Genomic DNA, 26016 nt, shown 5'->3' with positions numbered 1-26016 from the left:
AATTAATCTGAAGGAAGAAGGAAGAAGGAAGAAGGAAGTTCGGCAACGGATTCTGTAACGGATGTAACGGATGTAACGGATGTCAGGAAGAAGGAAGAAGCCTCTAGATAAATATAGGGGATATTGAAACCCATTTCTTATTCTTTATTCCCTCCGGCTTATTCCCTCTCTCCTAAATAACTAAATCCTTCTTTCTTCATTTCCCCATTTCTGATTGTATGAACACCAACTCAATTCAAAATGGGCGGCTGCATCGAATTTCGTTAAAATTTTTAATTGTTGTCATATTAATAACGGGGATATGGTTTCGCTTTACTAATCTGGATCGCAAAGTCTACTCGTTCGACGAATCTATCACCTCGCTGCGAATTTCTGGCTACACTTGGACGGAAATGGTGCAGCAAGATTTTCAATCCAAAACAATTAGCGTCGCAGATTTGCAGCGGAAATACCAGCAGATAAATCCCGAAAAGACTTGGTGGGATACTGTTAAAGGTTTAGCTACAGAAGAACCTCAACTATCGCCGCTGTATTTTATTTTAGCCCGATTTTGGGTGCAGTTGTTCGGCCCGCAAGTGGCGACTGTCAGAAGTCTTTCAGCTTGGATTAGTTTGTTAGTTTTTCCCAGCGTTTATTGGCTGTGCTGGGAATTATTTCGCTCTGCGTCTGTGGGATGGATGGCTGTTACAATCGTCGCTGTTTCACCCTTTCACGTCTTGTACGCGCAAGAGGCAAGACCCTACATGATGTTTGCAGTTCTCGCCTTGCTGTCGAATGCAATTCTGCTGCGGGCGTTAGCGAAGCCCTCGAAGAGGATCGCCCTACAAAATTCTCCGACAACATCTAAATTGAGTAAGGCTGTTTGGTCTATTTATGCGATCGCCCTGACTTTAGGACTTTATTCTAGTTTATTATTTTTTTTAGTAGTATTCGCCCACGGCATTTATGTAATTATAAGAGAGAATTGGCGTTTTGGCAAAACATTAATTACTTATTTAGTAGCTACCGTGATAGCAATAATTCTTTTTACTCCTTGGATTTTGGTATTACTTGAGAACGCGCCAAAAATCGAAGCAACAGTAGGCTTACCCCGCCTTTCCCTATCTTTCATATCTTCACTTAAACCTTTAATTATCATCACCTGCCGAATATTTATCGACACGCATTGGGCGGGCGGAATTATCAAATTTGGTTCGAGCGGTATTGCTACAGATTTAATCAGACTGATTGTAGCCGCCCTACTGCTGTTAGCGATCGCACATTCAATATACTCGCTCTGCCGCTCAACTCCCAAACGAGTTTGGCTGTTTCTATTGACAGCGATCGGAATTACAGCGATAGTATTGATAGCAGTGCGAGGCGTTGCCCATCGCTATCTGGTTCCCTATATTTTAGCAATCCAGATAGCTGTTGCCTATCTATTCACCGCTAAAATTAAAGTCGCTACCAATCCCCGCCAACAAAAACTGTGGCAGCTCGGTTTAATAGCCATAATATCGAGTGGAATAGTTTCTTGTGCTGTCAGCTCACAGTCGCAACTTTGGTGGAACAAATATCCTTCTAGCACTAAATACAATCCCCAAGTAGCCGCGATTGTCAATCAAGCCCAAAAACCTTTAGTAATCAGTCACGGAGGCAACAACATCACAGGAAAAATACTGTCTCTCAGCTATCTGCTGAAGCCGCAAACACAGCTTTTGCTAGCAGTTAAACCTGAACAAGTCAAAATTCCTGATGGTTTTAGCGATGTATTTCTCTACCGAGCTACAGAAGCATTGCAATTTGAACTAGAAAAAGTGCAAAAATATAAAATCACACCAATTTACAAACCGGGCGATGTCTGGCTTTGGCGTTTAGAGAAATAATGAAACTGGCAACTGCAAATGATGATTTCTGTTGTGATACCCACCTACAACCGCGAGCAACCCCTGCGAGAGACATTGGCTGATGCGATTCGGCAAAATTACCCGAATTTTGAAGTGCTGGTAATCGATCAAACTCGCACCCACGAATCGGAAACTCAAGTTTATTTAGAGGAATTGGCAAATGCTGGCAAAATTCGGTGGTTTCGAGTAGATTGGGCAAGTTTACCCGCAGCTCGAAATTATGCAGTGCGCCGCGCAGTTGGAGATATTATTTTATTTATTGATGATGATGTACAATTGCCAGATGGTTTTTTGGAGGCTCACGCTGACAACTATTTAGAAAAACCCGATGTGGGATGTGTGGCGGGCCGGGTTTTTGACAGAATGAAACTGGATAATTCTGGAGGCGATTTGACGATCGAATATTTGCCCTCAGAAGCGATGGATGCAGGCATTGCCTGGTATTTTATCGATTTGGTGCATACAGTAAAACCGCAGCAGGTGCTTTCGGCTAGAGGCTGTAATATGTCATTTCGCCGACAGGTTTTTGCCGAGTGCGCGCTGAGGTTTGACGAGCGGTTTGCAGGGAGTGCGGTGCGGGAGGAGTCGGATTTTTGTTTGAGATTGCGATCGACTGGCATGAAAATTTGGTACGATCCCAATGCGTGTTTAGTTCACTTGGGGGAAGAGAGCGGCGGGTGTCACGATGTCAGCACGCGATCGATCGAATATCAAATCACATTTTATCACAATCACTTTTTAATGGGATTGAAAAATTTAACAGCCTTTCAATGCCTGCGATTTTTTGCCAAACTCTTTGATTGCCACGTTTTGGGAAATCCGCCTTGTTATAAAAGCCACTCGCCCCTTAAAATTATAACTAGATTTGCTTTTTATATCTTGGGTTTTCTCAGTGCTATAAATACACTAATTCAATCTCTGTGGAATGATGGACAAATTTACAGCCATCAGGACAACATTAACCCTCAATAATTACCTATTCCCCTTCGCCCTTCCCAATAAATGAGAATTCTCGTGGCTAGTCACACCTATATTGTGGACATTAATCGGGAAAAATTCAAGATATTAGCCAACCTAGAACCCGATATTGAAGTAACACTTGTAGTGCCACAGCGTTGGAAACCCGGAGGCGTACAAAATAAAATTATAGAAACGCAATTTTATCAAAAGGGTTCATTTCAAGTAATTCCTGTCTCCAATTTTAGTCAAAACAATCAAGGATTGCTAAGCTTTGGCACTGATTTAATTAAAGTTTTGCAAAATTTTAGACCCCAGATAATCCAAGTTGAACAAGGTTCAAAATCCCTCGCTTGTGCTCAATTAATTTTCCTAAATAAATTGCTCAAACTCCAAGCCAAAAATATATTATTTACTTGGTGGAATCTGCCTTATCAATTGAATTGGCCAATTTCAGTCTTAGAAAATTACAATCTTCGGCACACCGACGGAATTATTGCAGGTAACTTAGATGGAGCTAAAATTTTGCGGCAGCGGGGCTATGAAGGTGCGGTAAAAGTAATGCCACAACTCGGAGTAGATGAAACTTTGTTTTGCCGCACTGGTAAAGACGCTGATTTATCGCGCGGGTTCGGCATTGAACCGACCGATTTTGTGGTAGGGTTTGTAGGGCGATTTGTCGAAGAAAAAGGATTGTTGACTTTAGCTGAGGCCTTAGCCGGGTTGAAAAAAAGTCCTTGGAAGTGGCTGTTAGTAGGGCAAGGAAAATTGCGGACGCACCTCGCCGAAAAATGTATGGAATGGGGAATCAGCGACCGAATAATCTGGGTAGAAAGCGTTTCCCACGAAGAAATTCCCCCCTACATTAACTTAATGAACTGTTTGGTATTGCCCTCGCAAACCAGCTATAAATTCAAAACTTTGACCACTGTGGGCTGGAAAGAACAATTCGGTCACGTTTTAATTGAAGCGATGGCCTGTCACATTCCGGTTATTGGTTCCGACTGCGGGGAAATTCCCCATGTCATCGGCGATGCGGGGTTATTATTCCCAGAAGGAGATGCAGGGGTTTTGCGCGAGTGTTTGCAGCAATTGATGGAGCGGCGGGAGTTGGCGGCTGAGTTGGGCGATCGGGGTTATCATAGAGCGATGAGCAATTATACCAATCAAGCTTTAGCTGAGCAGTTGTTGGAATTTTACAAAGAATTGTTGTAACTTTTAGCAGTATAATGCAAGTGTTAAATAAAAGCTGTAGTAAATGTCTATTCCTCCCGACCTACGCTCTTTGGTTGACGAACTCTACCAGGTACTACACGAGACCGAACGCCAAGCAACGCAGGGACTTTTTGCACTTAGAACAGCAATGTCTCTTTTTCCAGAAAATGAAATACTGATGCAATACTTTTCTTCTATCAGTAATTTTCAATTCTGCGTATCAGGTGTTCGCTTACAAGCAGAGCACATTGTGGGCAATGTATTGATGGCTGGTGTGCCCGATGAAGATGTTCACAAAGCAGGAGATTATTTAGCAGCATTGCTACGTATGGCTCCTGAAGCGAGAATTATGATAGACAAAGTAATTGAGAGATTAGAAGCATTACCATGAAACAATTACCAGATGAAAGCCAACTCCTGGAAATCCTTGAAATTGTAAAAGCTGCGGAAGCCAAAGCCAGTGAAATGTATGAATTTTCCAAGACAATGGCTCACAATACCCAAATTACAGCCACAAAGAGAGAGGAAGCGGAGCAGCTAGACGGGCTGCCTTTTCCAGATAATTAAATTTGTCATGGGAGAGGTTGATATTTTGATTGAAAGAACTATCCCCCATGCGAATTATCCAAATTATCCCCTCCATTTCGCTCGTCTACGGCGGGCCAAGTCAAATGGTGCTGGGACTTTCTGCGGCCCTCGCTTCCCGAGGTATTGATCTCACAATTATCACCACAGATTCTAACGGAGATATCGGTCAACATCCCTTAGATGTCCCCTTAAATCAACCAATACAACAAAACGGCTATCAGATTATTTATTTCCGCTGTTATCCCTGGCGCAGATATAAATTTTCATTCTCGTTATTGCAGTGGTTAAATGAAAATGCGCGACAATTTGACCTGGCTCACATTCACGCTATTTTCTCACCAGTAACTACCTTTGCTGCCGCAATTGCTAGATATCGCCAGTTACCGTATATTATCCGTCCCTGCGGTATGCTTGACCCCGCCGATTTGCAGAAAAAAAAGCGCTTAAAACAGATTTATGCAGCAGTTTTAGAACGCCCTAATTTAGCAGGTGCAGCCGCCATTCATTTCACAAGTAAAGAAGAGGCTAAAATCTCAGAAAGATTTGGTTTGGACTGCACCGGCAAGATACCCGTGGCACGGGATTTGGTGATTCCATTGGGGGTGACAGCAGGTTTGTTTCCTAAGAAATTGCGAGAATCTCAAGTGCCAATCATCTTATTTATGTCGCGAATTGAACCTAAAAAAGGGCTTGAGTTGCTAATTCCAGCATTAGAAAGTATTTTAGGATCGGGGATAGAGTTTCACTTTATTTTAGCTGGTTCAAATCCCCAAGATGCGGATTATGAAATAAAAATTAAAGTACAAATTCAGAATTCACTTTTAGCTAAATACACAACAATAACGGGCTTTGTAAGCGGTGATTTAAAAATTGAACTATTGACCAACGCCGACTTATTTGTCTTGCCTTCTTATTACGAAAACTTTGGCATTGCTGTAGCAGAAGCGATGGCCGCAGGTGTACCTGTCGCCATTTCCGATCGCATACATATTGCGGAAGACATACAGCAAGCAGAAGCTGGTTGGGTGGGGCCTTTGGAAGTAGGAGCGATCGCCAATTCAATCAAATCAGCACTTCTCAATCCACAAGAGCGCCAACGGCGGGGATTGAACGGCCAAGAGTATGCCAAAAAGCATTATAACTGGGAGGCGATCGCCCAGCAAACCCTCGATGCTTACCAGCAGATTTTGTCATCTACTAACTAATGCGACAGCGGTTTACCTTCTGCTTCTTCGCCTGCTGCGAGTTCTTGTGCTGGTGCTATCAGAATTTTCCGGCGATATTTTTTCGGGGCTGCTATTGCTTTTAATATTAGTAGAGTCAGATTTTGAGGCATCAATCGCCGATTTTCTTCTAATTATAATCGGAACATTAATATATCGACCGCAGCGCCGACCAAAGGAGTCTATGTTCCTTCGATAATCGCAGATTGCAGCCTCTGCAATCGGTTCTTGACAATCATTAATAAAGCTTTGTGCTAATTGGTAATTCTTGCCGTCTCCCTGCTTTGAGAAAAGTTCTCCAGCTTGTTGAAAGTCTGCTACTGCTTGCGATTTAGTTCCCAACATACAGCGAATAGCTCCTCGTTCCAAATAAGCCAAACCATAATTAGGATTAACGCGAATAGCTTGTTCGTAATCCCCGATCGCTTTTTGGTTGTTTCCCAATTCATAGTATGCTTGACCGCGACCGAAATAAGCTTCTGCCAAGTTAGGATTAAATTGCAGCGCTCGATCGTAATTGTAAATTGCCTGCTGCTTGTTTCCCTGTTGGCCAGTAGCAATCCCCAATCCGAGGTAAGCTTGAGGTATGTTCGGATTCAGCGCTAAAGCCTGAGTAAAATTGGCGATCGCCCCCGGAACATCGCCCTTTTGAACTTTCAAAGAACCTTGGTTGCTAAAATTTGCAGCTTTTTGAGCGATCGCCACTCTTTGACTGATAACAGCGCGATTAGCTCGGTAATTAGATAACTTATTTTGAGCTAGATTATAAACAGGCGTACGTGAATCGATCGCTTCTAAAAGTGCGATCGCCTGTTGCCATTTACTTTGCGACTGCTGCCAAACTTCCATCGGATGAGGCGGTTTTTGCACAACCACAGCAGCTTCCATTGCCAATTGTTGAGCTTTTTCTAGACTTTCTGCCGCCTGTAAATTTTGCGCTACTGGAACCAAACTCGGGCGCAGTTGCAGCAAATCTGCTCTAGCTTGTTGATACCCAAAGCCAGGGAAGTTAGGAATTTTCTCTAAATTGGCGATCGTTTTTTTAAGTCGTTTATCGAAACTTCTGAGCAGATTTACATCGGTTACTTTCGCTGCATTCTGCGTTTCCACTGCCAGTATTTTTGCTTGCTTCAGCGTTTCATTTCCCGATCGTATAAAGGCGCTCATCCCTGCACCTGTCCCCAACATCAAAACCCCTAAACTTGCTAATAAAGCTGCGGGTATTTTGCGGCTTCGCGAATTATTAACTTGATTGTTAATTCGTAATGGCTGTACCCTTCGAGTCTGACGAGATTGTTGCGCTTCCGGTTCGGGCTCCACCTCCAACTCCCAAGCCGGCAACTGCAAATCATCTGCTGCTGTTCCCGCTGCCAACTCGTGAGTAATTGGAGAAATATTATTGCTATTTCCGCTGTCATACTTGTCAACCAAACTCTGCAATCCTGCTTGATATCCTTCTCCTCCTGCCTGAAATCTCCACTCTCCATTCTTTCTATACAAACGACCAAACTCTACAGCAGTCTCTCGCGAAAAGTTGTCTTTTAATTCATACCGAACCAGCTCGTTTCCTGTATCTACATTGCAAATTTTGATAAAACTATTTTTGATATTGCTAAAATTTGCCTTGATTTTATCTGCTTTGTGAATAGTAACCGCAAAAGTTATTTCCTCAATTTCCGGATTGATTTTCTCTAAAATAACGCCGTAAATACTCTTATTCTCTTGACCTCGGTTGTTTTTGTCAGAAATCGATTGCAGTACCGAACCGTCACAGGATTGAAGATTATTATAAAAGATAAAATATTTATCATTAGGTAGTTTTCCGTCAGCACCTAGCATAAAAGCAGAGACATCTATTTCGTAGCTTTGTCCTGCCTCTGTCATCTGCCAACCGAGGGCGATCGCCATTTTTTTTAAACCTGGGGCTTCTTGAGAGATATTAAATCTCTCACCCTTACTTAATTGCATTGCCATGTGCTGATTTGTTAAATATAAAATTTTATACTACTCATCTTAAGGTTAAGTGGCACAAGAAGTTCTTTAATTAATGAAATTTAACAGAGTTTCTCTAATCGCGGGCTTGATTAAAAATATCTGCTGCCTGTATCGGAATTTATCGAGATTTACTTAGAGAGAATTACCTAAGTGAAAACCGGGCTTGCTGCCCCAAGCGGTTTCTACAATTGAACTTAATTTGACATTAGTTTGGAGCATTTTCAGAACTAAGTGGCAATGTAACAAAGTTACCAAAAGCTCCAGACGAGACTGTTCCGCTTCCGGTTCTGACTCCACCTCCAACTCCCCAGCCGACAACTGCAAATCATCTGCTGTTCCCGCTGCCAACTCGTGAGTAAGGGGAGCACTTTTATTACTCTTTTAGCTGCAATACTTATCCACAAAACTCTGCAATCCTGCCTGATATCCTGCTCCTACCGCTTGAAATCTCCACTCTCCATTCTTTCTATACAAGCGACCAAATTCTACAGCAGTCTCTCGCGAAAAATTCTCTTTTAATTCATAACGAACAAGTTCGTTTTCTGTATCCAAACTGTAAATCTTGATAAAAGCATTTTTGATATTGCTAAAATTTGCATTAATTTTATCTGCTTCGTCAATAGTGACAACAAAAGTTATTTCCTCAATTTCAGGATTAACTCTTTTTAAGATAACGCCGTAAATCGTTTTATTCTCTTGACTTCGGTTGTTTTTATCCCGAATCACTTGCAGTACCGCACTGTCACAGGATTGCAGATTATTGTAAAAGATCAAATATTTATCGTTAGGTATTTTGCCGTCAGCACCTAGCATAAAGGCAGAGACATCAATTTCGTAGCTTTGTCCTGCCTCTGTCACCTGCCAACCGAGGGCTATCGCCATTTTTTTTAAACCGGGCGCTTCTTTAGAGATATTAAATCTCTCACCCTTACTTAATTGCATTGCCATCGGCTTATTTGTTAAACATCAAACTTTATAGCGTTCATGTTAATATTAAGTGGGACAATAACTTTTCTTCTTTAAGAAAACTTAATATTTTGTCTATAATAGCGTGCCTCATTAAAAATATGTGCTGCAGCTCTCCGAATTTATTGAGATTTACTGAGAGAGAATTACGTAAGCAAAAACCGGGCTTTCTACAAAACCCGGTTTCAACAATTGAACTTAATTTGACTCTAATTTGGAGCATTTTCAGAACTAGGTGGCAGCGTCACGAAATTCCCAAAAGCTCCAACCGTTTGATAGCTTTTTTTGCCTAATTCAGTTGTGTAAATACTGGCAACGCCTAAATTTTGACGCTGCGTTGTATTGTCAAGCAAGCTTTCGATCGTGTCCCGTTGCGAAGTCAGTAAATTCTTGCAACTGCCGATCAAAGTATCTGTAATGCCGCTCCAAGCTTTAGGCACGCGAGAATCCTTGCACACAGTGCTTTCCAACTCGGTTTGGAGTACGCCGGAAGCATAAGTTAGGTATTTGTCTCTCCCAGGATTTGTAAATGCCATGCCGGCTGCCAGAAGAGTCAGGGCGATCGCGACTTTCCCCACATTGCCGAAAAAATTAGAAGTTGACTTGTGAGTATTCATTGGTTTATCAATAATCATTTTTTTTAGCCCCGTTGATTTATAAGCTTCTCTTGATTTAAACTACACCTCCTTAGAAACAGATTTCCGAAAGGAGGGGACAGTTTTTAGATTGGAGGCCAGTTGCGAGTAAGTCTCTCACTGGTTTACCTTCCTTTTACGTTTCCCCCTCCCTCAAATCCGGTAAATCTTCAACAAAACATTTAGCTGGTTCCCAGGCACAGCCTGGAGACGAGAAAACTTAGTTTCGCTTTGATTTTTGCCGATCGATCTCCCGCTGCAACTCTTCAATCTGACGGCGCAAAGCCTCCGTCTCGCTGTTAGGGGTTTGCGACTTCACATCAACCGCACCCTCAGCTACAGCCCGCTTGTAGTTCCCCAGCTTAATTTGGCGGTATTCCTCAGAACTTGCCCAGTCTCGCAAATACCGCAGGCGTTCCACCGGGAAAGGGTGACTCAGCATCACGCCCTGGCCGCCGTTGTAGAGTAAAAATTTATACACTTGGTTGAGATTGTCTCGATCGAGCTCTTGATAATTGTCAGACTGGCGGATAAATTCTTGCAAACTGCATTGATCGGCATATTTACTGCTAACTCCGGCCAGTTGCATCATCGTCTTCATAACACTGTTCAAGTCATCCGTCACCAACAAAGCCGCCCGATCCGCCGACAATTCTGCCTTGCGCCGCCACTCGTAAAAAGCGAAAATTAAACCGCTACCGACCATATTTCCCAGCCCGAAAGTCATCTCGCCAATTGTCGATGCGACGCTCATCGCCCACATCGCCATTTGATTTAAAGTTGGATGGCCGCATTTAATGTGTCCCAACTCGTGAGCCAAGACTACCCGGAGTTCCGCCTCGTCCAACAAGTCTAAAAGACCAGTGTTTAATACTACATAAGGCTGGTTTTTTCCCAGGGCATAGCTGTTAACTGAGGGATTCTGAGAAACAAACAAACCCGGTTCTGGAAAAACATCTAAAGCCTGCACGCACTCCCGAAATATATGATAAATGCTGGCATATTGGCGTGGGCCGACTTGAATGCTATTTCCCATTAGGTAAACGAATTGCGGTCGTTCGTAGACAAATTCTACAAATTTGCTGGCAATTAAATCAAATCCAGGCACGCTCCGCAATGCTGCTTCGGCTTGCCGATCGAGGGGATGCTGAAATGCTTCGCTAGAAATTCCCGTATAAGTAGGCATAGTTGTTGCAAAAGTTACATTTAAGATATCAGGATTGCCGATCGCTGCTGGTGCTAGCTGGCGCCTGACTTATAATATTATCGCGACAAATATTGAACTGTTGTGGAACAGGCCGAAAAGCCTGTTCAAATTAGCGTTAAAATTGTGGTTCTGGTACAGGCGCGATCGACAAACATCTTTCACAGTGCCTGTGTATCGCCTCACCCAAAAATTGGAACGTGCAAACATGGCTATCCTGCAACTCGAAAACGGTACAACCTACACTCAACAGAGCGACATTACCCGAGAACTCGCTTCCTTAAACATTCAACTCAACCGCTGGCCCGTGGGTGACAGCGCTGAAATTCAAAATTTGTTAGCTAAAGATGCTCTTGACGACAATCAAAAAGAGCAAGTGCTGCAAGCCCTCGACGGCTACTTTCAACAGTTGTCGGAAAGTGCAGGCTATCAGGATCGCGACTTAATCGTACTGCACCCAGACATTCCCAACATCGACACCATGCTGTCCAAATTCAACAAGTGCCACATCCACACCGATGATGAAGTCCGCTATATCGTAGCAGGCGAGGGCATTTTCGGCTTCGTGCGACCCGACGGCAGCCAAGTCGAACTCACAGTGCAGCCGGAAGAATTTATCAACGTGCCGGCGAATACAGAACACTGGTTTTATTTGACAGCAGCCCGGAAAATTAAAGCGGTGCGCTATTTTATCACCAAAGAAGGCTGGACGCCGGAGTATACCGATACGGAAATTCGATCGCGTTTAGCTGCTGTTTGAACAGAGTTGACTGTTGACGGCTGACGGTTGACAGTTGACAGTTGACGGCAATCTTCAAATCATCTAAAAATCCTCAAATCCAGCCTCAAATTTTGTGGTTTGAAGATCGCAAGATGCTCAAAGCAACCGCCTCCGCCACCTTAATCCCATCAATCCCCGCCGACAGGATTCCACCCGCATATCCTGCACCTTCCCCAGCAGGATAAAGACCTTCTGTATTCAAACTTTGATAATCTTCCTTGCGTTTAATCCGAATTGGTGAAGAAGTCCGCGTTTCCACACCAGTTAAAACCGCATCATCCATCGCAAATCCTTTAATCTGTTTGTCAAAAGCCGGAAGTGCTTCGCGGATGGCTGCGATCGCATAATCTGGCAAACTTTCGCTCAAATCAGTCATCACAACTCCCGGCGTATAAGACGGCTGCACACTGCCTAGCGCCGTGGAAGGGCGATTTGCCAAAAAATCACCCACAAGCTGCCCAGGGGCGTTGTAAGTGCCACCTCCTAACTCAAATGCCCGTTCTTCTAGGCGACGTTGAAACTCAATTCCTGCTAAGGGATGACCCGGATAATCCTCCGGCGTGATACCCACCACAATCCCGCTGTTAGCATTGCGTTCATTGCGAGAATATTGGCTCATCCCATTCGTGACAACTCGCCCCGGTTCTGACGCAGCAGCCACTACCAAACCACCGGGACACATACAGAAACTATATACAGAACGATTGTTTTGGCAATGGTGAACCAGTTTGTAATCGGCGGCGCCCAAAAGCTTATGGCCCGCGCGATCGCCAAAACGACAGCGATCAATGATAGTTTGGGGATGTTCGACCCGAAAACCAATAGAAAATGGTTTTGCTTCGATGTAAACCCCGCGCGAAAACAACATTTCAAAAGTATCGCGGGCGCTGTGTCCCACCGCCAGAACTATATAATTACTAGCAATATATTCTCCACTGGCGAGGGTAAGTCCCTGCACTTTTCCATTTTCAATGTGGATATCTTCCACACGAGTTTGAAACCTAATCTCTCCGCCTAATGATTCTATTTGGGCGCGAATACTTTGGACAATTCCCACCAGTTTGAACGTACCAATATGCGGTTTATTAATATATAAAATTTCCGGTGAAGCTCCCGCATTCACAAGTTCCGTCAGCACCTTGCGTCCATAATGCTGAGGATCTTTAACTTGGCTGTAGAGTTTGCCATCGGAAAAAGTACCCGCACCACCTTCGCCAAACTGGGCGTTAGATTCTGGGTTGAATTCTGCTTTTTTCTTCCAAAATCCAAAGGTATCAACCGTGCGATCGCGCACGGCTTTTCCGCGTTCTAAAAGGATGGGACGAAACCCCATTTGTGCCAGCATCAGACCGGCAAACATACCGCACGGCCCTGTACCAATCACAATGGGGCGAATCGTCAAATTGCTGGGGGCTTTGGCTACTAAGCGATAACTCGTGTCTGGCGTCACCATTACATGAGGATCTTTTTTGAAGCGTTGGAGAAGTTGCTTTTCCTGTGTCGTCTCTACATCCAGAATATAGACAAGGAGGATTTCTCCTTTTTTACGAGCATCGTAGCTGCGCTTGAAGATGGAATAGCCGAGCAATTCTTCGGGGGGAATTTGCAGCTTTTTGACTAGCGCGCTGGCGATCGCATCTTGAGGATGATCTAGGGGGAGTTTTATTTCGGTTATTCGTAACATATAGCGGAAGGAAGAAGGAAGAAGGAAGAAGGAAGAATAAAAATCCCGAACATAAGTATTATAACTATTTAAGCGGACATCCTATGGGCGATCGTCATCGGTCGATCGACTTTAGATTGTAGATTTTAGATTGAAGAAACGTTATAATAAGCAAAAAATTAAGTTTTGTAAAGACCCTTGACTGCAACATTTACACCCAAAAACAGCCGCACCTGGCACGCTCTCAACCCCCTGTGGCAAGGAGCCGAAGACGCAGTACAGAAGGGTTTGCCCCACACCAAGCTCGCACCGGCGTGGCAAATACTGCTCCTCGGCGACGGTTCCCCCACCCGTCACCTGCAACTGCTGACAGGGGAACCGACAGAAGTTGATGTCATCGATATGTCTTTAGTGGGTGAAGACGCAGACGGCGCGCCGGAGCAAATTGTAGCCGTTCCGGGGCCTCGTCTGCGCCGACAAGTGTGGCTGCGAACTGCTTCTGGACAGCGTTTAGCCTATGCGACTTCTTGGTGGGAAGCGAGTCACGTAGATGAATATTTGCAAAATAAATCTTTGCCAATTTGGGCCAGTTTAGCGCGGCTGCGGACAGAATTGTATCGCGATGTGCAGGGCATTTATTGCGGTGATTCGGTAGCCTTGGAGTCAGCTTTTGAACAGTCGGGGCCTTTTTGGGGGCGACACTATTTGTTTTGGCATCACGGGAAGCCCTTGACTCTGATTTATGAGGTTTTTTCTCCTTATTTAACTAAGTATTTGGGGCCGATGCAATTGGATGTTGATTGAGACTGAGATATTGCACCATTATCAATCAGGCTTTCAGGGCGGGCTAGAAGCCCAACCCCTACTCCCCACAAGAACTTTACCTATTGTGGAACGGGCATCTTGTGGCTTTCAGGGCGGGCTAGAAGCCCACCCACAAGAAAATTTACCGATTGTGGAACAGGCATCTTGCCTGTTCTTAAGAATAGTTCCGCTGAAATTTAACTCGCAAACCGTCGCGCGGATGAGGAATCGGTACTGTGATTAAATTCAAATCTTGATCCGGCAACAGATCCCATTCAAAATCCCGAACAATCCTTGCTGCAAACAACTTCATCTCTAACCGAGCAAATTCTTTGCCCAAACATTCTCGCAAACCGCCGCCAAAGGGCACGTAACTGAAAGGTTTAGCCGATCGCTCGGAGCTAAATCGATCGGGATCGAAGCGATCGGGTTCAGGATAAAGTTGACTATCCTGATGGGTTTGATTAATCTCAGAAAGCACACTCCAACCCTTGGGAATTTCATAGCCGCCGAACTCACAAGCATTAATAACTGTCCGAAAAATACCTCCCACCGGTGGAACTAAACGCAGCACTTCTCGCAGTACCTGTTCTAAATAGGTCATTTGTTTGAGTTGTTCCAGGGTTAGCGGTTCCGTAGCGGGGAACTGCTGCTGTTCGGCGCGGACTTTTGCCATCACATCGGGATTTTGAGCTAGGAGAAGACAAAAAGAGGCGATCGCCGAAGTCAGAGTCTCGTGTCCCGCAAACAGCAGCAACAGCACTTGATCTTTTAACTCATCCAAACTCAAACTATTTCCCTCGTCATCGCGAGCCGAAATCAGCAAACTCAAAGCATCATTGCCACTAGGGGTTCCTTGCTGGCGATCGCGAATAATCTTTTCCAGTTCTGCTAACAGTAACTTTCTGCCCTTTTTAGCTTTGCCAAACCGAGTAAAAGGCAAATCCCAAGGGATAGAAAATAAACCCTTGGCAAATGTTTCAAAATTATGTCCTAGCGCCGTTTCCGAACCATTATCAATCCCAACTAACAACTTACCCGCCACATCAAAAGTATAATTTCTCAGTTCCGGATACCAAGTCATGGTTTCCATTTTTGCCCATTTTTCCAAATAGCGCTGAGTGATATCTTCCATCGCGCCGATGTAGCCAACCAAAGCTCGCGGCTGAAACGCTTGGTACATCAACTTGCGCCGATTTATGTGGTTAGCACCCGTTTGCAACGCCAAGGAAAGCGGCCCTAAAAGCGCTTTCGTACTCGGAGGAAAACTCACAACAAAATATTGGTTGTCATTGCTTAAAACAAACAAGTTAGCCTCTTGGCCACACATAAACACGGTTGGCTGTCCGAAAATGCTGCTTTTGAAAATGGGCCCGTACTGCTGGTGGCGTTTTTTGGCAAATTGGGAATCTTGCAAAAAGTTGAGGGTATCGCCAATTAGGGGTAAACCTAAACTGCCGGGAGGTAATGCCATTTGTGAGTGGTGATTTGTGATTTGTGATTTTTAATATCATATCAATTTTAGTTGTGGGGTGGGCAATACGCACCCGACCAATTTCTGGTAAAATAACTTTTATCTGTTTGTAGCCTCTAGGGTGGGTCAGTCTTAAGGTTAGTACAAAAAACTCTGGTTTTTCCAACTGACGCACCTTACTAATTTTGCCGACCAACCAATTTAATTTTCTGTCCTTTTAATCGGAATCTCGATTATAAATTCAGTGCCTTTCCCCACCACCGAGAAACACTTAATTTCACCTTTATGTTTTTCGACAATAATTGAATGGGAAATCGCTAAACCCATCCCCGTTCCAGAACCGATCGGTTTTGTAGTATAGAAGGGGTCAAATATCCGCTGCTTGACTTGCTCGGTGATACCTGCACCGTTATCAGCAATTCTAATCACAGCCAGAGTACCTTCAACCTCTGTACGAATGCGGATAATTCCCTGCTTTTCGAGCGGTTGTTGTAAAACGTCAATAGCGTTAGCGATAATATTCATAAACACCTGATTCAACAGTCCGGCGTAGCACTCCACCCGTGGCAATTGTCCGTATTCTTTAACGAGTTGAATTGCGGGGCTATCGGGCTGAACTTTCAGACGGTGTTCTAAAATCATCAATGTGCTGTCGATGCCTTCGTGAATGTTAACCTTTTTCATGTCAGATTCATCAAGGCGAGAGAAATTCCGCAAACTCCTCACGATATCCCGGATGCGAGTAGCTCCCATCTGCATAGAAGACAGCATTTTCGGCAAGTCGTCTAGCAAGAAATCCATTTCTAACACCTCTATTTCCTCCTGAAGAGCTGCAGAAGGTTCCGGGTATTCATCTCGATACATTTGCAGCAGTTTCATTAGGTTTGTGGTGTATTCTTCTGTGTAGGTAAGATTGCCGAAAATAAATGTGACCGGGTTATTGATTTCGTGGGCGATTCCTGCTACCATCTGACCGAGACTAGACATTTTTTCTGCCTGTACGAGTTGAGTTTGAGCTTGCTGGAGTTCGCACAGAGTTACTTCAAGTTTTGCAGCTTGTTCTTGGGCTACCCGAGCTGAGTCGACGCTTTTAGTGTAAAGTTCAGATTGACTGATGGCGATCGCCAATTGATCGCCAATTGCCTCCACTAACTCCACTTCCTCTTTTGTCCACTTGCGTACCTCGCTGCAAGAAACGCAGCCAACAACACCAGTTAAACCCCCGGCACTTTTAATCGGTAAATCCAAGACAGACTTGCAACCAAGCTCCAAAAAGAATTTTTGTTCTACGGGATCGCTGAGAGTTGCAACATCATCTATTTGATAAACTTCCAAATTAGCGATTTTTTGCGGCAGCGTACCCGTTATGTCAGCAGGGAAATAACCCAAAAGAGAGAACAAATCATCATTTTTAGCTTCGTGGACGACATCCCAAGCAGGTGGCGAAGCATCTGGCAAATACCAGATAAACACACAGCGATCGACTTGCAGCAAGTCGCGAATCTGCTGCACAGTTGTTGCCAAAATAGTATCTAAGTCTAGAGATTCGCGGATATTGCTAGCTAGCTGGTTCAGCAGTGCTTCCTGCTCCGCTAACTTGCGGAATCGCGCTTCCGAAGCTTGCAATTTTCGTTGAGCTTCTTTTTGTTGTGTAACGTCCAAACCCAAACCGATTAAGCCTATCGCGGTGCCGTTGGCCTCTTTTACCTTAGCTTTAATTACCTCTAAATGGTGATTTTTACCGTCAGCAAACTGAATAATTTCATCAGCATAAAAAGGAGTATCTTGACTCCAGACTTGCACGTCAGACGCCATGCAGTTAGCAAATGCTTCCGCTCCCAAAATTTCTGAAGAGTGAGATGCTGCCAAAAATCTTTCTTCAGGAACGTTCACAGATTCGCAAAAAGTTTTGTTAACCAACAGCATCTTGCCTTTAGTGTCAGTCAGCCACACCCAAATGGGAGCGTTGTCAATAATTGCCCTCAAGGTTTGCTTTTGTCTGGCGAGAGCTTCTTCTGTTTGTTTGCGCTTAATTCCCAGGGCGATCGCATCCGCTACCGAGGCAAAAGCCACCAGCGTTGATTCCTTCAACTTGTGCCGAGAAAATAGAGCGATTACTCCCACTAACTGATTGTCAACAATTAGCGGATATCCCGCAAAAGCCACCATTCCTTCTCGTGAGGCCCATTCTTTGTCGTGAAGTCGGGGATCTTCTTGCACAGAATTAGTGATGTGAGGTTTTCGCTCCAGGGCGATTAAACCAATCTTGAACTCGCCGACAGCAATGCGGGTGTAAGCGCCGTCAATGCCAGTATATATCCCCGCGCTTGCTTCCAGTTCCAATACATTTTCCTCTTCATTCAGCGTCCAAATCCGAGCAAAGGCAGCATCCAAATGGCGCACAACTGCATCGGCGCAATATTGTAAAGTTGCAAGCAAAGTCTGGTTTTGAGTTAGAGCAATTCCCACATCTGCTGTGAATACAGAAAGTTTCAATTGTTCTGCTAAAGCTTGTTCTGCTATTTTGCGCTCTGTAATGTCCGTAGCAGCACCAAGACGCTGCTTAATTTTTCCGTCCTCTGTTCTGCTAAATACAATATTCCGGCTGACTAACCAGTGCCAACAATTCTGTCGATCGCGTACCCGGTATTCGTACTCAATAACTTCGCCGTCGGGAGCATTTTCTAATTGCTGAAAATATCCGGGAAATTTAGCTAAGTCGTCAGGGTGGATGATGGTGGGCAGTAGATTGCTGCCCATGTTTTCAACTTCTGCGCTCGTATAGCCGAGGGTGTCACTGATTTCGCGGTTGCTGTAGACATTTCGCTGCTCACTTTCATCGTAAACAAAGAGAAGATTCGGACTGGTATTGGCAATTCGCTCAACAAAACGCTGACTCTCTTGCAGCGCTGCTTCTGCTTGTTTTTGAGCGGTAATGTCGCGGCCGACACCATAGATCAATTCTTCCTCGTAGAAACGGGTAGCAGTCCAGGCTATCCACTTGTAAGAACCGTTGCGACAGCGCCAGCGGTTTTCAAACCCAACGGTATTATTCCCCGCAGCAATACTTTCAGCTTCTTTTAAAGTAGTTTCGCGATCGTCTGGATGCACGAATTCAAGGAAGAGTTGGCCAACCATTTCTCCTGGGGAATAGCCGAGTATTTTTTCTGCTGCTGGGTTGATGCGTTTTACATAACCGTCAAAACCAAGGACGCACAGCAGATCTAGCGACAGGCTAAAAAAGCGATCGCACCCGTCGGGATTGCTGGATGGGCGATCGTCCGCTAGGGCCGAAGAAGCGTTTGAGCGCGCCGATACCGCGAAAAATACAATATTTGTTATGGCCAAAAATCCCAGGGCGAGTGGGCTATCGTAGAAATTATCACCGCTGCCAGCTACCAGCCACCCGTTTAACACCAGCAGTACAATTATCAAAATTGAGAATACACTGCCAGGGGCGATCGGCGCTACGCTGATTTTTTTTTCATACTGCTTTCTAGATTCTGCTTTTTGTATTGTGGTGACTGCTGCCGTAATTTTTCTCCACAACACTTGCAGCAATTTCACCAATTTAGTGCTTTTGGATTCTTCTAGTGGAACTGAATGTTTCATTTTTTTACTCTAGAGTTACTTTGAGTTTTGCTGATTTTAAAAAAATTACACTAAAGATTTTTAAATATTATAAATATTTCCTATTTTGCGAACTCTAGTATTGGATAATTGCGTAAATTTACGCAACACAAGCCGATAATTAAGTGTTGTTACGGAAGTAGCAACCAATCTCTTTTTAGCTGGGGTACGCATTTTCTAATTTTTCCGACTCATAGAGAGAGTTTACTTATAATACTACGCGACATATTGTTGTTAGTCATTGGACATTTGGCCTAATTTAGCTAGTCCTGGACGCACAAACTCGCACTCCTGGGTGCAGAACCTAATTATGTAGGCTGCGCCTGAAGCTGCTTACCGCGTTAGAGTAGCGTGTTATACCCCAGTTTTTTCGTCTAGAAATAACTGGGTTTGATGTAGGAAAATACTGCGTGGAGCGCCCTGGCTGTGGGTTGAAAAACCGGGAATATTAGTCAAGTTCAAGCAGGTTGAATTTGACCATAAATTATGAAGTTAAAATAAAGATCAACTGCTAATTTGTGAAGAAAAAATGAAAAAAATCTTCGTAAGCTGTTCTGGATTTAAATTTTATGTCAAAAAACAATACAACTCTTGTGGGGAGTAGGGGTTGGGCGTCTCGCCCGCCTCGAATATGCAATTTAAATGCGCGACAGGTTAGCAGTTTTTCGTTGCCCGATATGTTCGCGCGTCAGCCCTAATTAGTACAGGACTTACGCACAGCCTCAATATATAGTGTTTTGTAAGGGCAAACCCCCCGTGGTTGCCCCCATACATGGGATGATTGCGTCAGTCCTATAGTAATTGGGAACTTGTACGATCATCGTGTAGCCGAAGTATTGGTAGCGGGCAATTGGTACTTGATACGAGTTTAAAACACTAGATATTAATTTTGTTCTGATTCATCTGCAGGCGATGGGGCCCAAGCAGCTTGGCGACCTAGTTGCTGTTGCCGAATTCGCTCCAAATTCCCCGCAGGAATAGCAGCTATAAGTTGTCGCGTGTAAGCTTGCTGCGGTTGGCGGTAAATGCGCTCGGCAGTGCCAATTTCCTCGATTTTACCTTTGTTCATGACGATCGCCCGATCGCTCATAAACTTGACCACGCTCAAATCGTGAGAAATAAAAATATAAGTCAGTCCAAACTCTGTTTGCAACTCCTTCAGCAAATTTAAAACTTGCGCCTGCACCGACACATCTAATGCGGAAACGGACTCATCGCAAATAATAAACTTAGGATTCAAAGCCAAAGCTCTAGCAATACAAATTCGCTGCCGCTGTCCGCCCGAAAACTCGTGAGGGTAGCGCCGCATAAAATCGGGATTTAAACCCACTCTCTCCAACACATAAGCCGCGCGATCGCGCTGTTCTTTTTGGTTCTTACCAAAGCGGTGAATCACCATCGGTTCCATCACCGCATCCCCAATATTCAGGCGCGGATCCAGAGAACTAAAAGGGTCTTGAAAAATGATTTGCAGATCGCGCCGCAGCCACCGCAATTTGCGATCGTACTCTTTTTGCATCCGATAATTAGCCATCCACTGCGATGCCGAACTACTTTTCGCAGGAGGCGTAATTTCTTGACCTTCAAAAAACACTTTACCGCTGGCGATCGGAATTAATTGCAGCAAAGCTCTCGCCAAAGTTGATTTCCCGCAGCCAGACTCGCCCACCAAACCCAAAGTCTCGCCCGGATAAACCTCAAAAGAAATATCGTTTACCGCCATAAACAAGCGTTGAGTTTCGCCAAACATCCCCTGCACCGGAAAACCGACGCGCAAGTTATTAACAGCTAGCAAAGGGCCGGAAATATGCGGCAGCCGAGGCGGTTTTCCTGTTACAAAAGCGGGATTTTCCCCGCTGTTGTCGCTGTCTAAATCGGCATTTTTCTCGACAATTACTAATTCGCCGCTAGCATTTGTGGTGACATCCATAAAATCGGAAACGGTCGGCAAGCGGCGCATTTGCCGATCAAGAGTTGGGCGGCAAGCTAATAGACCTTTTGTGTAAGGATGTTGGGGATTGCTGAAAATTTGTTCGATCGCACCGCACTCAACAATCTTGCCTCGGTACATCACCGCCACCGTATCGCCAATTTCAGCAATGACGCCCAAATCGTGGGTAATAAAAATCATTGCCATGCCTCTAGAGTCTCGCAACTCGCGCAGCAAAGCTAAGATTGTTGCCTGCACGGTTACGTCCAAAGCCGTGGTCGGTTCATCAGCAATTAATAAAGTTGGATTGCAAGAAATGGCCATTGCAATCATCACGCGCTGAATTTGGCCGCCTGAGAGTTCGTGGGGATAGCGATCGAGCATAGCTTGTTTTTGGCCGTTGACGAGCTGCATCAAATCGCGATCGTCCTCCATAACTGCTTGATTCCCCGCAGCAGCCCGGGAGTGCTCTTGCTGCAAAGCCAAACACCGCTGCCTGAGCTCATCGTCGCCCGGTAGCAGCTTCACTTCTTGCAGCAGAGAAGCAGCTTTGCGCCGCGCTTCTGTCTGCGACACCTTTTGGTGCAAACAAATGGCTTCTGTGAGTTGAAATCCGATCGTATAAACGGGATTGAGCGAACTCATCGGCTCTTGAAAAATCGTCGCAATCTGGCTGCCCCGGTATGTTTGTTTTTCCCTGTCCGGCATTTCCAGCAGATTCACAGGCCCATTGCTAGCGCCGTCTTTTGTCGAATAAAACCAAATTTCGCCATCGATTTTCGTTGACGAACTCGACAGCAAACCCATAACAGCGAGGGATGTTACCGATTTTCCCGATCCCGACTCTCCCACGATGCCCAGAGTTTGCCCTCGCTTGACCTCAAACGAAATGCCGTCAACCGCTTTGACTGTTGCAGACGCATCGCCTGCGTCCGCAGATTGAAATTCAACTCGCAGGTTGCGAACTTCTAGGACGGTTTCACTCATGGAGGTCTATGGCAAAAGTTAAATGGAGATTAAGTGGATTGTAGCAGGGCCTGGTAAATTACCCAGCACTGACCTGAGTACAGGTACAGTGTGGGCTTTCAATAGCCCTGAAATGATCTTGCACATTGCAAAACAATCTCGAACCTTCGGGCTTATTTACGAAAGCCCCAATAGCAGCAATATTCTTACTGCCGTTTAAGTCGGCATCACCTTTCCATCCACAATGACCACAAGCGAACTTTTTCCCATTCCTATAAGACTCACCCTTTACAGGATGAATGTGATTGCACTTGTGGCACATTTTGCTGGTGTATCTAGGCTCAACAAACAGAATCTTTACGCTATGCTTTATAGCTTTGTAGATGAGGAATTGACGCAACTGAAAGAACGCCCAGCTATTACTAAGTCTCCGCTCTTTCTGCGAGCGTGGCTGCTGATTTGTGCGTTCCCTAATTCCCGTCAAATCTTCCAAAGCGATAACTTGATTTTTGTTTTGAGCGTTGGTTACGATTACGATACGGTGACTGATAGTGTGATTTACTAAGGTCTGAAAGCGTTTTTCCTTGCCCGACAACCGTTTCAACAATTCTCGACATCTACGCCGAGAGCTGCGTGTGCCTTTCGTGGCTTTTCGCTGGATATTTGCTCTCAACTTGGCATAATGATTTCTAACTTTGGTAATTTGTTTACCGCTAAATGTATCTCCATCAGAAGTAACTGCAATATCAGTCCTACCCAAATCACAGCCCAAAACTTGATTGCTGGGTGGAGGATCGGCTGGCTGAGATTCAAGCTGAATATTAAGATAGTAACTGCCATTTTTGCGTTTGCACAAAGTAGCCGTCTTGGGGTTTTGACCTTTCAATAATCCAAGTTTGTAGTTCCCGATAGCCAGTGCAAACCGCTCCCTACCACCAGTAGTAGTCAAACTTACTGTCCAATCTTTTTCCCTAAAAGAAAAGATACGGGGATCGTAAGTGACGCTAGTAGGAGCAAATTTGTTAACAGGCTTCCCATCTTTTTTAGCTGTTTTTCTGTTGCCAGAAACCCGTCTAATAGCATGGATTGCCAACTGCGCCGAGAGTCCAAACATATCTCTGACATTGTTATATACCAAGGATTGCATCGCCAATTCATTTGTCCGAGTTGGCGACACAGTTTGATTCACATATTCACAAGCACTCGCGAACGCCTGAAGGGTTGCATCAATTTTGATGGACTGCTCAGGCGCTACTTGGAGCTTGCAAGATACTGTCAGGACTTGTTTCATGACAAGATTGTATCAGGTATTGAAGGCAGAAGGCACGGGGAAAGTTTTAAGATTGCTTCGTTCCTCGCGAAGCGTGGCAATCTGAAAACTCAGAGCTAGTTATAGCGGCTCTCAATCAGGTGAGGTACTCGCCGGCTTTCTTACCAATTCCCCAATCGAAAATCGAAAATCCCAATCAGTACCTCACTCAATTGACAATTGCGATAAGTGCCTTCTGCCTGCACTTTTCCTTAAAAACCGATGACTTGAGTGTCAGCAGGCAGTGCAGTGGCCTCGGAGACCTTTTTAAACACAGTTGCCTGCTCGTTTAAGGAATTAGGTCTGGCCTGTCCGGGATTAGTGCCTTGCAACTGAAGGCGCATTTGACCTTCGGGAGTCAATTCAAAAACAGTCTCAACGGTTTCTGTGCTGCTGAGGCCGACATCAATGTGCATCGGTTTTTCACCGAGATTAACTTTGTACCTCATTTCTTTGGCGCGGGCTGCTCCGTCGGGGCCTTTAGCCATGAGAAACAATTTGCCTTCTGGGGCAAAGACGAAGGTGAAAGACTGACCGGAGGGGACTGTGCCTTGCCATTGACCTAGGAGTTGCGTGTCAATGTTGCTGGCGGCCGGGGCTGTAGCTTGAGCAATTGTTGGTGCTGCTGCGGATGCCGGGCCGAGTGAGGTGTTGAAGCTAATGAGGATGCCCAAGCAAAGGCTACCTGCGATCGCTTTACCAATCATTTTTGAATTAGACATGAGACCGATCTAAAAATTGGTTATTTGTTTTGTACACTGTAGCGGTAAAACCGTACTTTGTTTAGTTTAAATCTCTTTTAGGGATAGATATAGTTTGAGGTTCAAACCTGCAACGCAGTTGTCATCCCCGGACTAAAGCTTTTCCTGAGCTTGTTGAAGGGTCACGGGGCTTTCAGTTTTTTTTATTGTAAAATCCAATACAAATCCGGCTTAAGCTGCACAGTTCGCTGTTCTGAGTTGATTGTTTTTAACTCAAAACAGCTAATTGACTATTGGCTTCGATCGCACCCCCAGATAGTTTGGCCGATCAATTACATTAATAGTCTTTCATTAATTTTTTTCAGTATCGGGTTCGACTTGTTCTGTCGGAGATTCCGGCGCGGGTTCCTGTGGATTTCGCGATCGTTTCATGCGATCCAATGCCTCTGCGTAAGACCAAGCCACGCTCACAAGAAAAGCTTTCGCCATGCCGGACAAATTTTGTGTATCCTCGCTTTTGGGCGGTTCAGCTTTTCGGTTGCCGTCGTTCATCATGTTTTTGTTTTCTCCCGGCCAGGTTTTTTTAGCGACTTGTTGCAGTCTGCGATCGATACCCACCAATTATGATTTTTATTGCACCCGCACCCTACTTATCTTTGAGGGTATGACCTTGATTAGCACAAATAATATCATAAATACGCTGATTCGATGACCGCATCAGAAAGAAACCTTCACTTCGCTGGTTGCCCGCAGCACCGACTCTTGCAGAAAAGTGCGCTTGTAAGGTTCGATAACTTGATTAATAGCTTGATTTTTTTCTAGCTACTTTCATAAATTAAAATAACTATTTTAGAGTTTTATCTAATCCGAACTCCCGATCTCTTGAGCAACTGCCCAGAGTCCTCTAATACGGTTAGCCCTTCCCGAAACCGAGGGGTAATAACTGCCTTGACAAATTCCTGCCATTCTGATTCAGAAATTGTCTTGCCTCCCGGTTTAGTTAAGCCAAAATACAGTTCATCTTTGAGGAGATTTGTTTGCTTGGCATTAGTATCTGAAGTTTCACGAAGTTGAGCGCGGGCAAGTGTTGCCGGACAAACAGGCAGGATGAACAGCAGGCCGGTCAGGCAAAGACTGTGAAGATGTTTATTCATCTCACATCTTGCACCATTCTCGCTTAACGGGCTCTGGGGCCCGTTCCACAAAAGATAAATTTTCTTGTGGAACAGGCCGGAAAGCCTGTTCATAAAAGGCTAATTGAGAATGGTGCAACGTATGAGTTCATAGGACTTCGTTTGAGTCTTGAGCGCTTTCAACCGCCGAGTCTTATAAACGGGGTTTGTCACCCAAATTTGATATAATTTAACATAAAACGCTTCCCACCCAAAAACCCAGTTTCACAAGAGAAACCGGGTTTTTGAATGTCAGTCCTAGTTTATTTATGCTCGCCTACTTGCTTGCGTCTGCCCTATTAATCCTTTAATTCGCGGATACTTCTCTTAGCAGTGTCTTGGTACATCTCGCCGAATTCTTTCACGGCTGCTCCTGCTTCTTGCCCAATCTTCTGAGCTCGATCGCCCGGAGAGTCTGAGGTTTCGCGAGCTTCTTGTCTCCATTCCCGCGTTGTTTGGGGTCTTTCAGTATTGTTTAGATCCGCTTTTGAGCTGGCTTGCGTGCCGAAAGCTTTGTTACTATGTCCCGCATCAACATTGGTGGTCAGCAGCAGAAAACCGACCAGGACAACACTCAAAAAACTCTTGATTTGAAAGCCCTTAAGCAGGGAACTGATGCGAGCAATGGCTGTGGAAATCAAATTCATCTCGGTAATACTCCCTAAGTTGATTGGTGATAATTTTCAACATTTTTTCATCAAATTGACTCGCTCCAAAATCCGTAGCTAATGCGAGGGTAAGCCAACTTAGCTTCAACTTGCGATTAACCACCTAAAGCGAGTTATAGGTTAGCGATAAAATCTGGTATACACGCTACCTATGTGTCAGCCAATTAGCTTTTTCACACATGAATATCACGTTAACAGCAGGCAAATAGTTCTACCTCTAACTAAAGTCATAACTTAGTTATAAGCAAA

23 protein-coding genes are annotated in these 26016 nt (G+C 44.7%); 8 read left to right on the top strand and 15 right to left on the bottom strand.

Annotation, left to right across the window (positions count from 1 at the left end; translation table 11 throughout):
* The first annotated feature begins 218 nt into the window (after positions 1 to 218).
* From QUA70_RS07105 to hpsP, 6 genes are read left to right on the top strand one after another with little or no spacing between them, the layout of a single operon-like run.
* Positions 219 to 1865 (top strand): glycosyltransferase family 39 protein, encoded by a 1647-nt coding sequence (locus QUA70_RS07105; RefSeq protein ID WP_333345961.1) that lies wholly within the window; start codon positions 219 to 221, stop codon positions 1863 to 1865.
* 18 nt (positions 1866 to 1883) lie between these two features.
* The gene (hpsN, locus tag QUA70_RS07100) at positions 1884 to 2858 is read left to right on the top strand and encodes a hormogonium polysaccharide biosynthesis glycosyltransferase HpsN (protein ID WP_333345964.1); all 975 of its coding nucleotides are present in this window, start codon (positions 1884 to 1886) and stop codon (positions 2856 to 2858) included.
* Positions 2859 to 2888: 30 nt separating this feature from the next.
* On the top strand, positions 2889 to 4058 hold the full coding sequence (gene hpsO, locus QUA70_RS07095; RefSeq protein ID WP_333345966.1) for a hormogonium polysaccharide biosynthesis glycosyltransferase HpsO: 1170 nt from the start codon (positions 2889 to 2891) through the stop codon (positions 4056 to 4058).
* Positions 4059 to 4101: 43 nt separating this feature from the next.
* Positions 4102 to 4449 carry a hypothetical protein gene (locus tag QUA70_RS07090; RefSeq protein WP_333325045.1) on the top strand — a complete coding sequence of 116 codons (348 nt, stop codon included), beginning with the start codon at positions 4102 to 4104 and terminating at the stop codon, positions 4447 to 4449.
* Positions 4446 to 4625 carry a hypothetical protein gene (locus QUA70_RS07085; RefSeq protein ID WP_333254950.1) on the top strand — a complete coding sequence of 60 codons (180 nt, stop codon included), beginning with the start codon at positions 4446 to 4448 and terminating at the stop codon, positions 4623 to 4625. Before QUA70_RS07090 ends, QUA70_RS07085 begins: the two co-directional genes overlap by 4 nt.
* Before the next feature lie 47 nt (positions 4626 to 4672).
* A complete protein-coding gene (gene hpsP, locus QUA70_RS07080; protein WP_333345969.1) occupies positions 4673 to 5851 on the top strand; it encodes a hormogonium polysaccharide biosynthesis glycosyltransferase HpsP in 1179 nt (392 codons plus the stop codon).
* Between the two features lie 12 nt (positions 5852 to 5863).
* Here the strand turns inward: hpsP and QUA70_RS07075 are convergent, their stop codons facing one another.
* The 5 genes from QUA70_RS07075 to QUA70_RS07055 all read right to left on the bottom strand — a co-directional run bounded on the left by QUA70_RS07075 (position 5864) and on the right by QUA70_RS07055 (position 10651).
* Complete coding sequence (locus QUA70_RS07075; RefSeq protein WP_333410349.1) at positions 5864 to 7843, bottom strand: TerD family protein; 1980 nt, start codon at positions 7841 to 7843, stop codon at positions 5864 to 5866.
* A gap of 153 nt (positions 7844 to 7996) precedes the next feature.
* Entirely contained in the window at positions 7997 to 8212 is a 216-nt protein-coding gene (locus tag QUA70_RS07070; protein ID WP_333325051.1) for a hypothetical protein, read from the bottom strand.
* Positions 8213 to 8245: 33 nt separating this feature from the next.
* The gene (locus tag QUA70_RS07065; RefSeq protein ID WP_333325053.1) at positions 8246 to 8812 is read right to left on the bottom strand and encodes a TerD family protein; all 567 of its coding nucleotides are present in this window, start codon (positions 8810 to 8812) and stop codon (positions 8246 to 8248) included.
* Positions 8813 to 9039: 227 nt separating this feature from the next.
* Positions 9040 to 9447 carry a DUF4359 domain-containing protein gene (locus QUA70_RS07060; RefSeq protein WP_333410347.1) on the bottom strand — a complete coding sequence of 136 codons (408 nt, stop codon included), beginning with the start codon at positions 9445 to 9447 and terminating at the stop codon, positions 9040 to 9042.
* A 238-nt stretch (positions 9448 to 9685) separates the two neighbouring features.
* A complete protein-coding gene (locus QUA70_RS07055) occupies positions 9686 to 10651 on the bottom strand; it encodes a M48 family metallopeptidase (RefSeq protein WP_333214360.1) in 966 nt (321 codons plus the stop codon).
* A gap of 226 nt (positions 10652 to 10877) precedes the next feature.
* Between QUA70_RS07055 and QUA70_RS07050 the strand changes: the two genes are divergently transcribed.
* Positions 10878 to 11429, top strand: a complete 552-nt coding sequence (locus QUA70_RS07050) for an acireductone dioxygenase (protein WP_333325143.1) — start codon at positions 10878 to 10880, stop codon at positions 11427 to 11429.
* 85 nt (positions 11430 to 11514) lie between these two features.
* Here QUA70_RS07050 and QUA70_RS07045 read toward each other — a convergent pair whose 3' ends face one another.
* A complete protein-coding gene (locus QUA70_RS07045) occupies positions 11515 to 13134 on the bottom strand; it encodes an NAD(P)/FAD-dependent oxidoreductase (protein WP_333325059.1) in 1620 nt (539 codons plus the stop codon).
* A gap of 177 nt (positions 13135 to 13311) precedes the next feature.
* On the opposite strand from QUA70_RS07045, the gene QUA70_RS07040 reads away from it, so the two are divergent.
* Positions 13312 to 13917, top strand: a complete 606-nt coding sequence (locus QUA70_RS07040) for a chorismate lyase (RefSeq protein WP_190738647.1) — start codon at positions 13312 to 13314, stop codon at positions 13915 to 13917.
* A gap of 175 nt (positions 13918 to 14092) precedes the next feature.
* Here QUA70_RS07040 and QUA70_RS07035 read toward each other — a convergent pair whose 3' ends face one another.
* The 9 genes from QUA70_RS07035 to QUA70_RS06995 all read right to left on the bottom strand — a co-directional run bounded on the left by QUA70_RS07035 (position 14093) and on the right by QUA70_RS06995 (position 25746).
* Positions 14093 to 15391 (bottom strand): cytochrome P450, encoded by a 1299-nt coding sequence (locus QUA70_RS07035; protein ID WP_333345977.1) that lies wholly within the window; start codon positions 15389 to 15391, stop codon positions 14093 to 14095.
* Between the two features lie 201 nt (positions 15392 to 15592).
* Positions 15593 to 19003, bottom strand: coding sequence for a PAS domain S-box protein (locus QUA70_RS07030; protein ID WP_333325063.1), 3411 nt, complete (start codon positions 19001 to 19003; stop codon positions 15593 to 15595).
* Positions 19004 to 19904: 901 nt separating this feature from the next.
* On the bottom strand, positions 19905 to 21938 hold the full coding sequence (locus QUA70_RS07025; RefSeq protein WP_333325065.1) for an ABC transporter ATP-binding protein: 2034 nt from the start codon (positions 21936 to 21938) through the stop codon (positions 19905 to 19907).
* A gap of 58 nt (positions 21939 to 21996) precedes the next feature.
* Positions 21997 to 23208, bottom strand: coding sequence for a transposase (locus QUA70_RS07020; RefSeq protein ID WP_333325067.1), 1212 nt, complete (start codon positions 23206 to 23208; stop codon positions 21997 to 21999).
* A 230-nt stretch (positions 23209 to 23438) separates the two neighbouring features.
* Positions 23439 to 23948, bottom strand: coding sequence for a hypothetical protein (locus QUA70_RS07015; RefSeq protein WP_333325068.1), 510 nt, complete (start codon positions 23946 to 23948; stop codon positions 23439 to 23441).
* A gap of 330 nt (positions 23949 to 24278) precedes the next feature.
* On the bottom strand, positions 24279 to 24545 hold the full coding sequence (locus QUA70_RS07010) for a hypothetical protein (protein ID WP_333325071.1): 267 nt from the start codon (positions 24543 to 24545) through the stop codon (positions 24279 to 24281).
* A 99-nt stretch (positions 24546 to 24644) separates the two neighbouring features.
* Positions 24645 to 24719, bottom strand: coding sequence for a hypothetical protein (locus tag QUA70_RS07005; protein WP_333410360.1), 75 nt, complete (start codon positions 24717 to 24719; stop codon positions 24645 to 24647).
* 65 nt (positions 24720 to 24784) lie between these two features.
* Positions 24785 to 25081, bottom strand: coding sequence for a DUF3574 domain-containing protein (locus QUA70_RS07000; protein ID WP_333325072.1), 297 nt, complete (start codon positions 25079 to 25081; stop codon positions 24785 to 24787).
* 317 nt (positions 25082 to 25398) lie between these two features.
* Positions 25399 to 25746 carry a hypothetical protein gene (locus QUA70_RS06995; RefSeq protein WP_333325075.1) on the bottom strand — a complete coding sequence of 116 codons (348 nt, stop codon included), beginning with the start codon at positions 25744 to 25746 and terminating at the stop codon, positions 25399 to 25401.
* Between the last annotated feature and the right edge of the window lie 270 nt (positions 25747 to 26016).

Origin of the sequence: Microcoleus sp. LAD1_D5 (assembly GCF_036702115.1) — a bacterium.
Taxonomy (GTDB): Bacteria; Cyanobacteriota; Cyanobacteriia; order Cyanobacteriales; family Microcoleaceae; genus Microcoleus.
The sequence above is the reverse complement of the archived record's forward strand: the minus strand, read 5'-3'. Positions and strand labels throughout refer to the sequence as shown.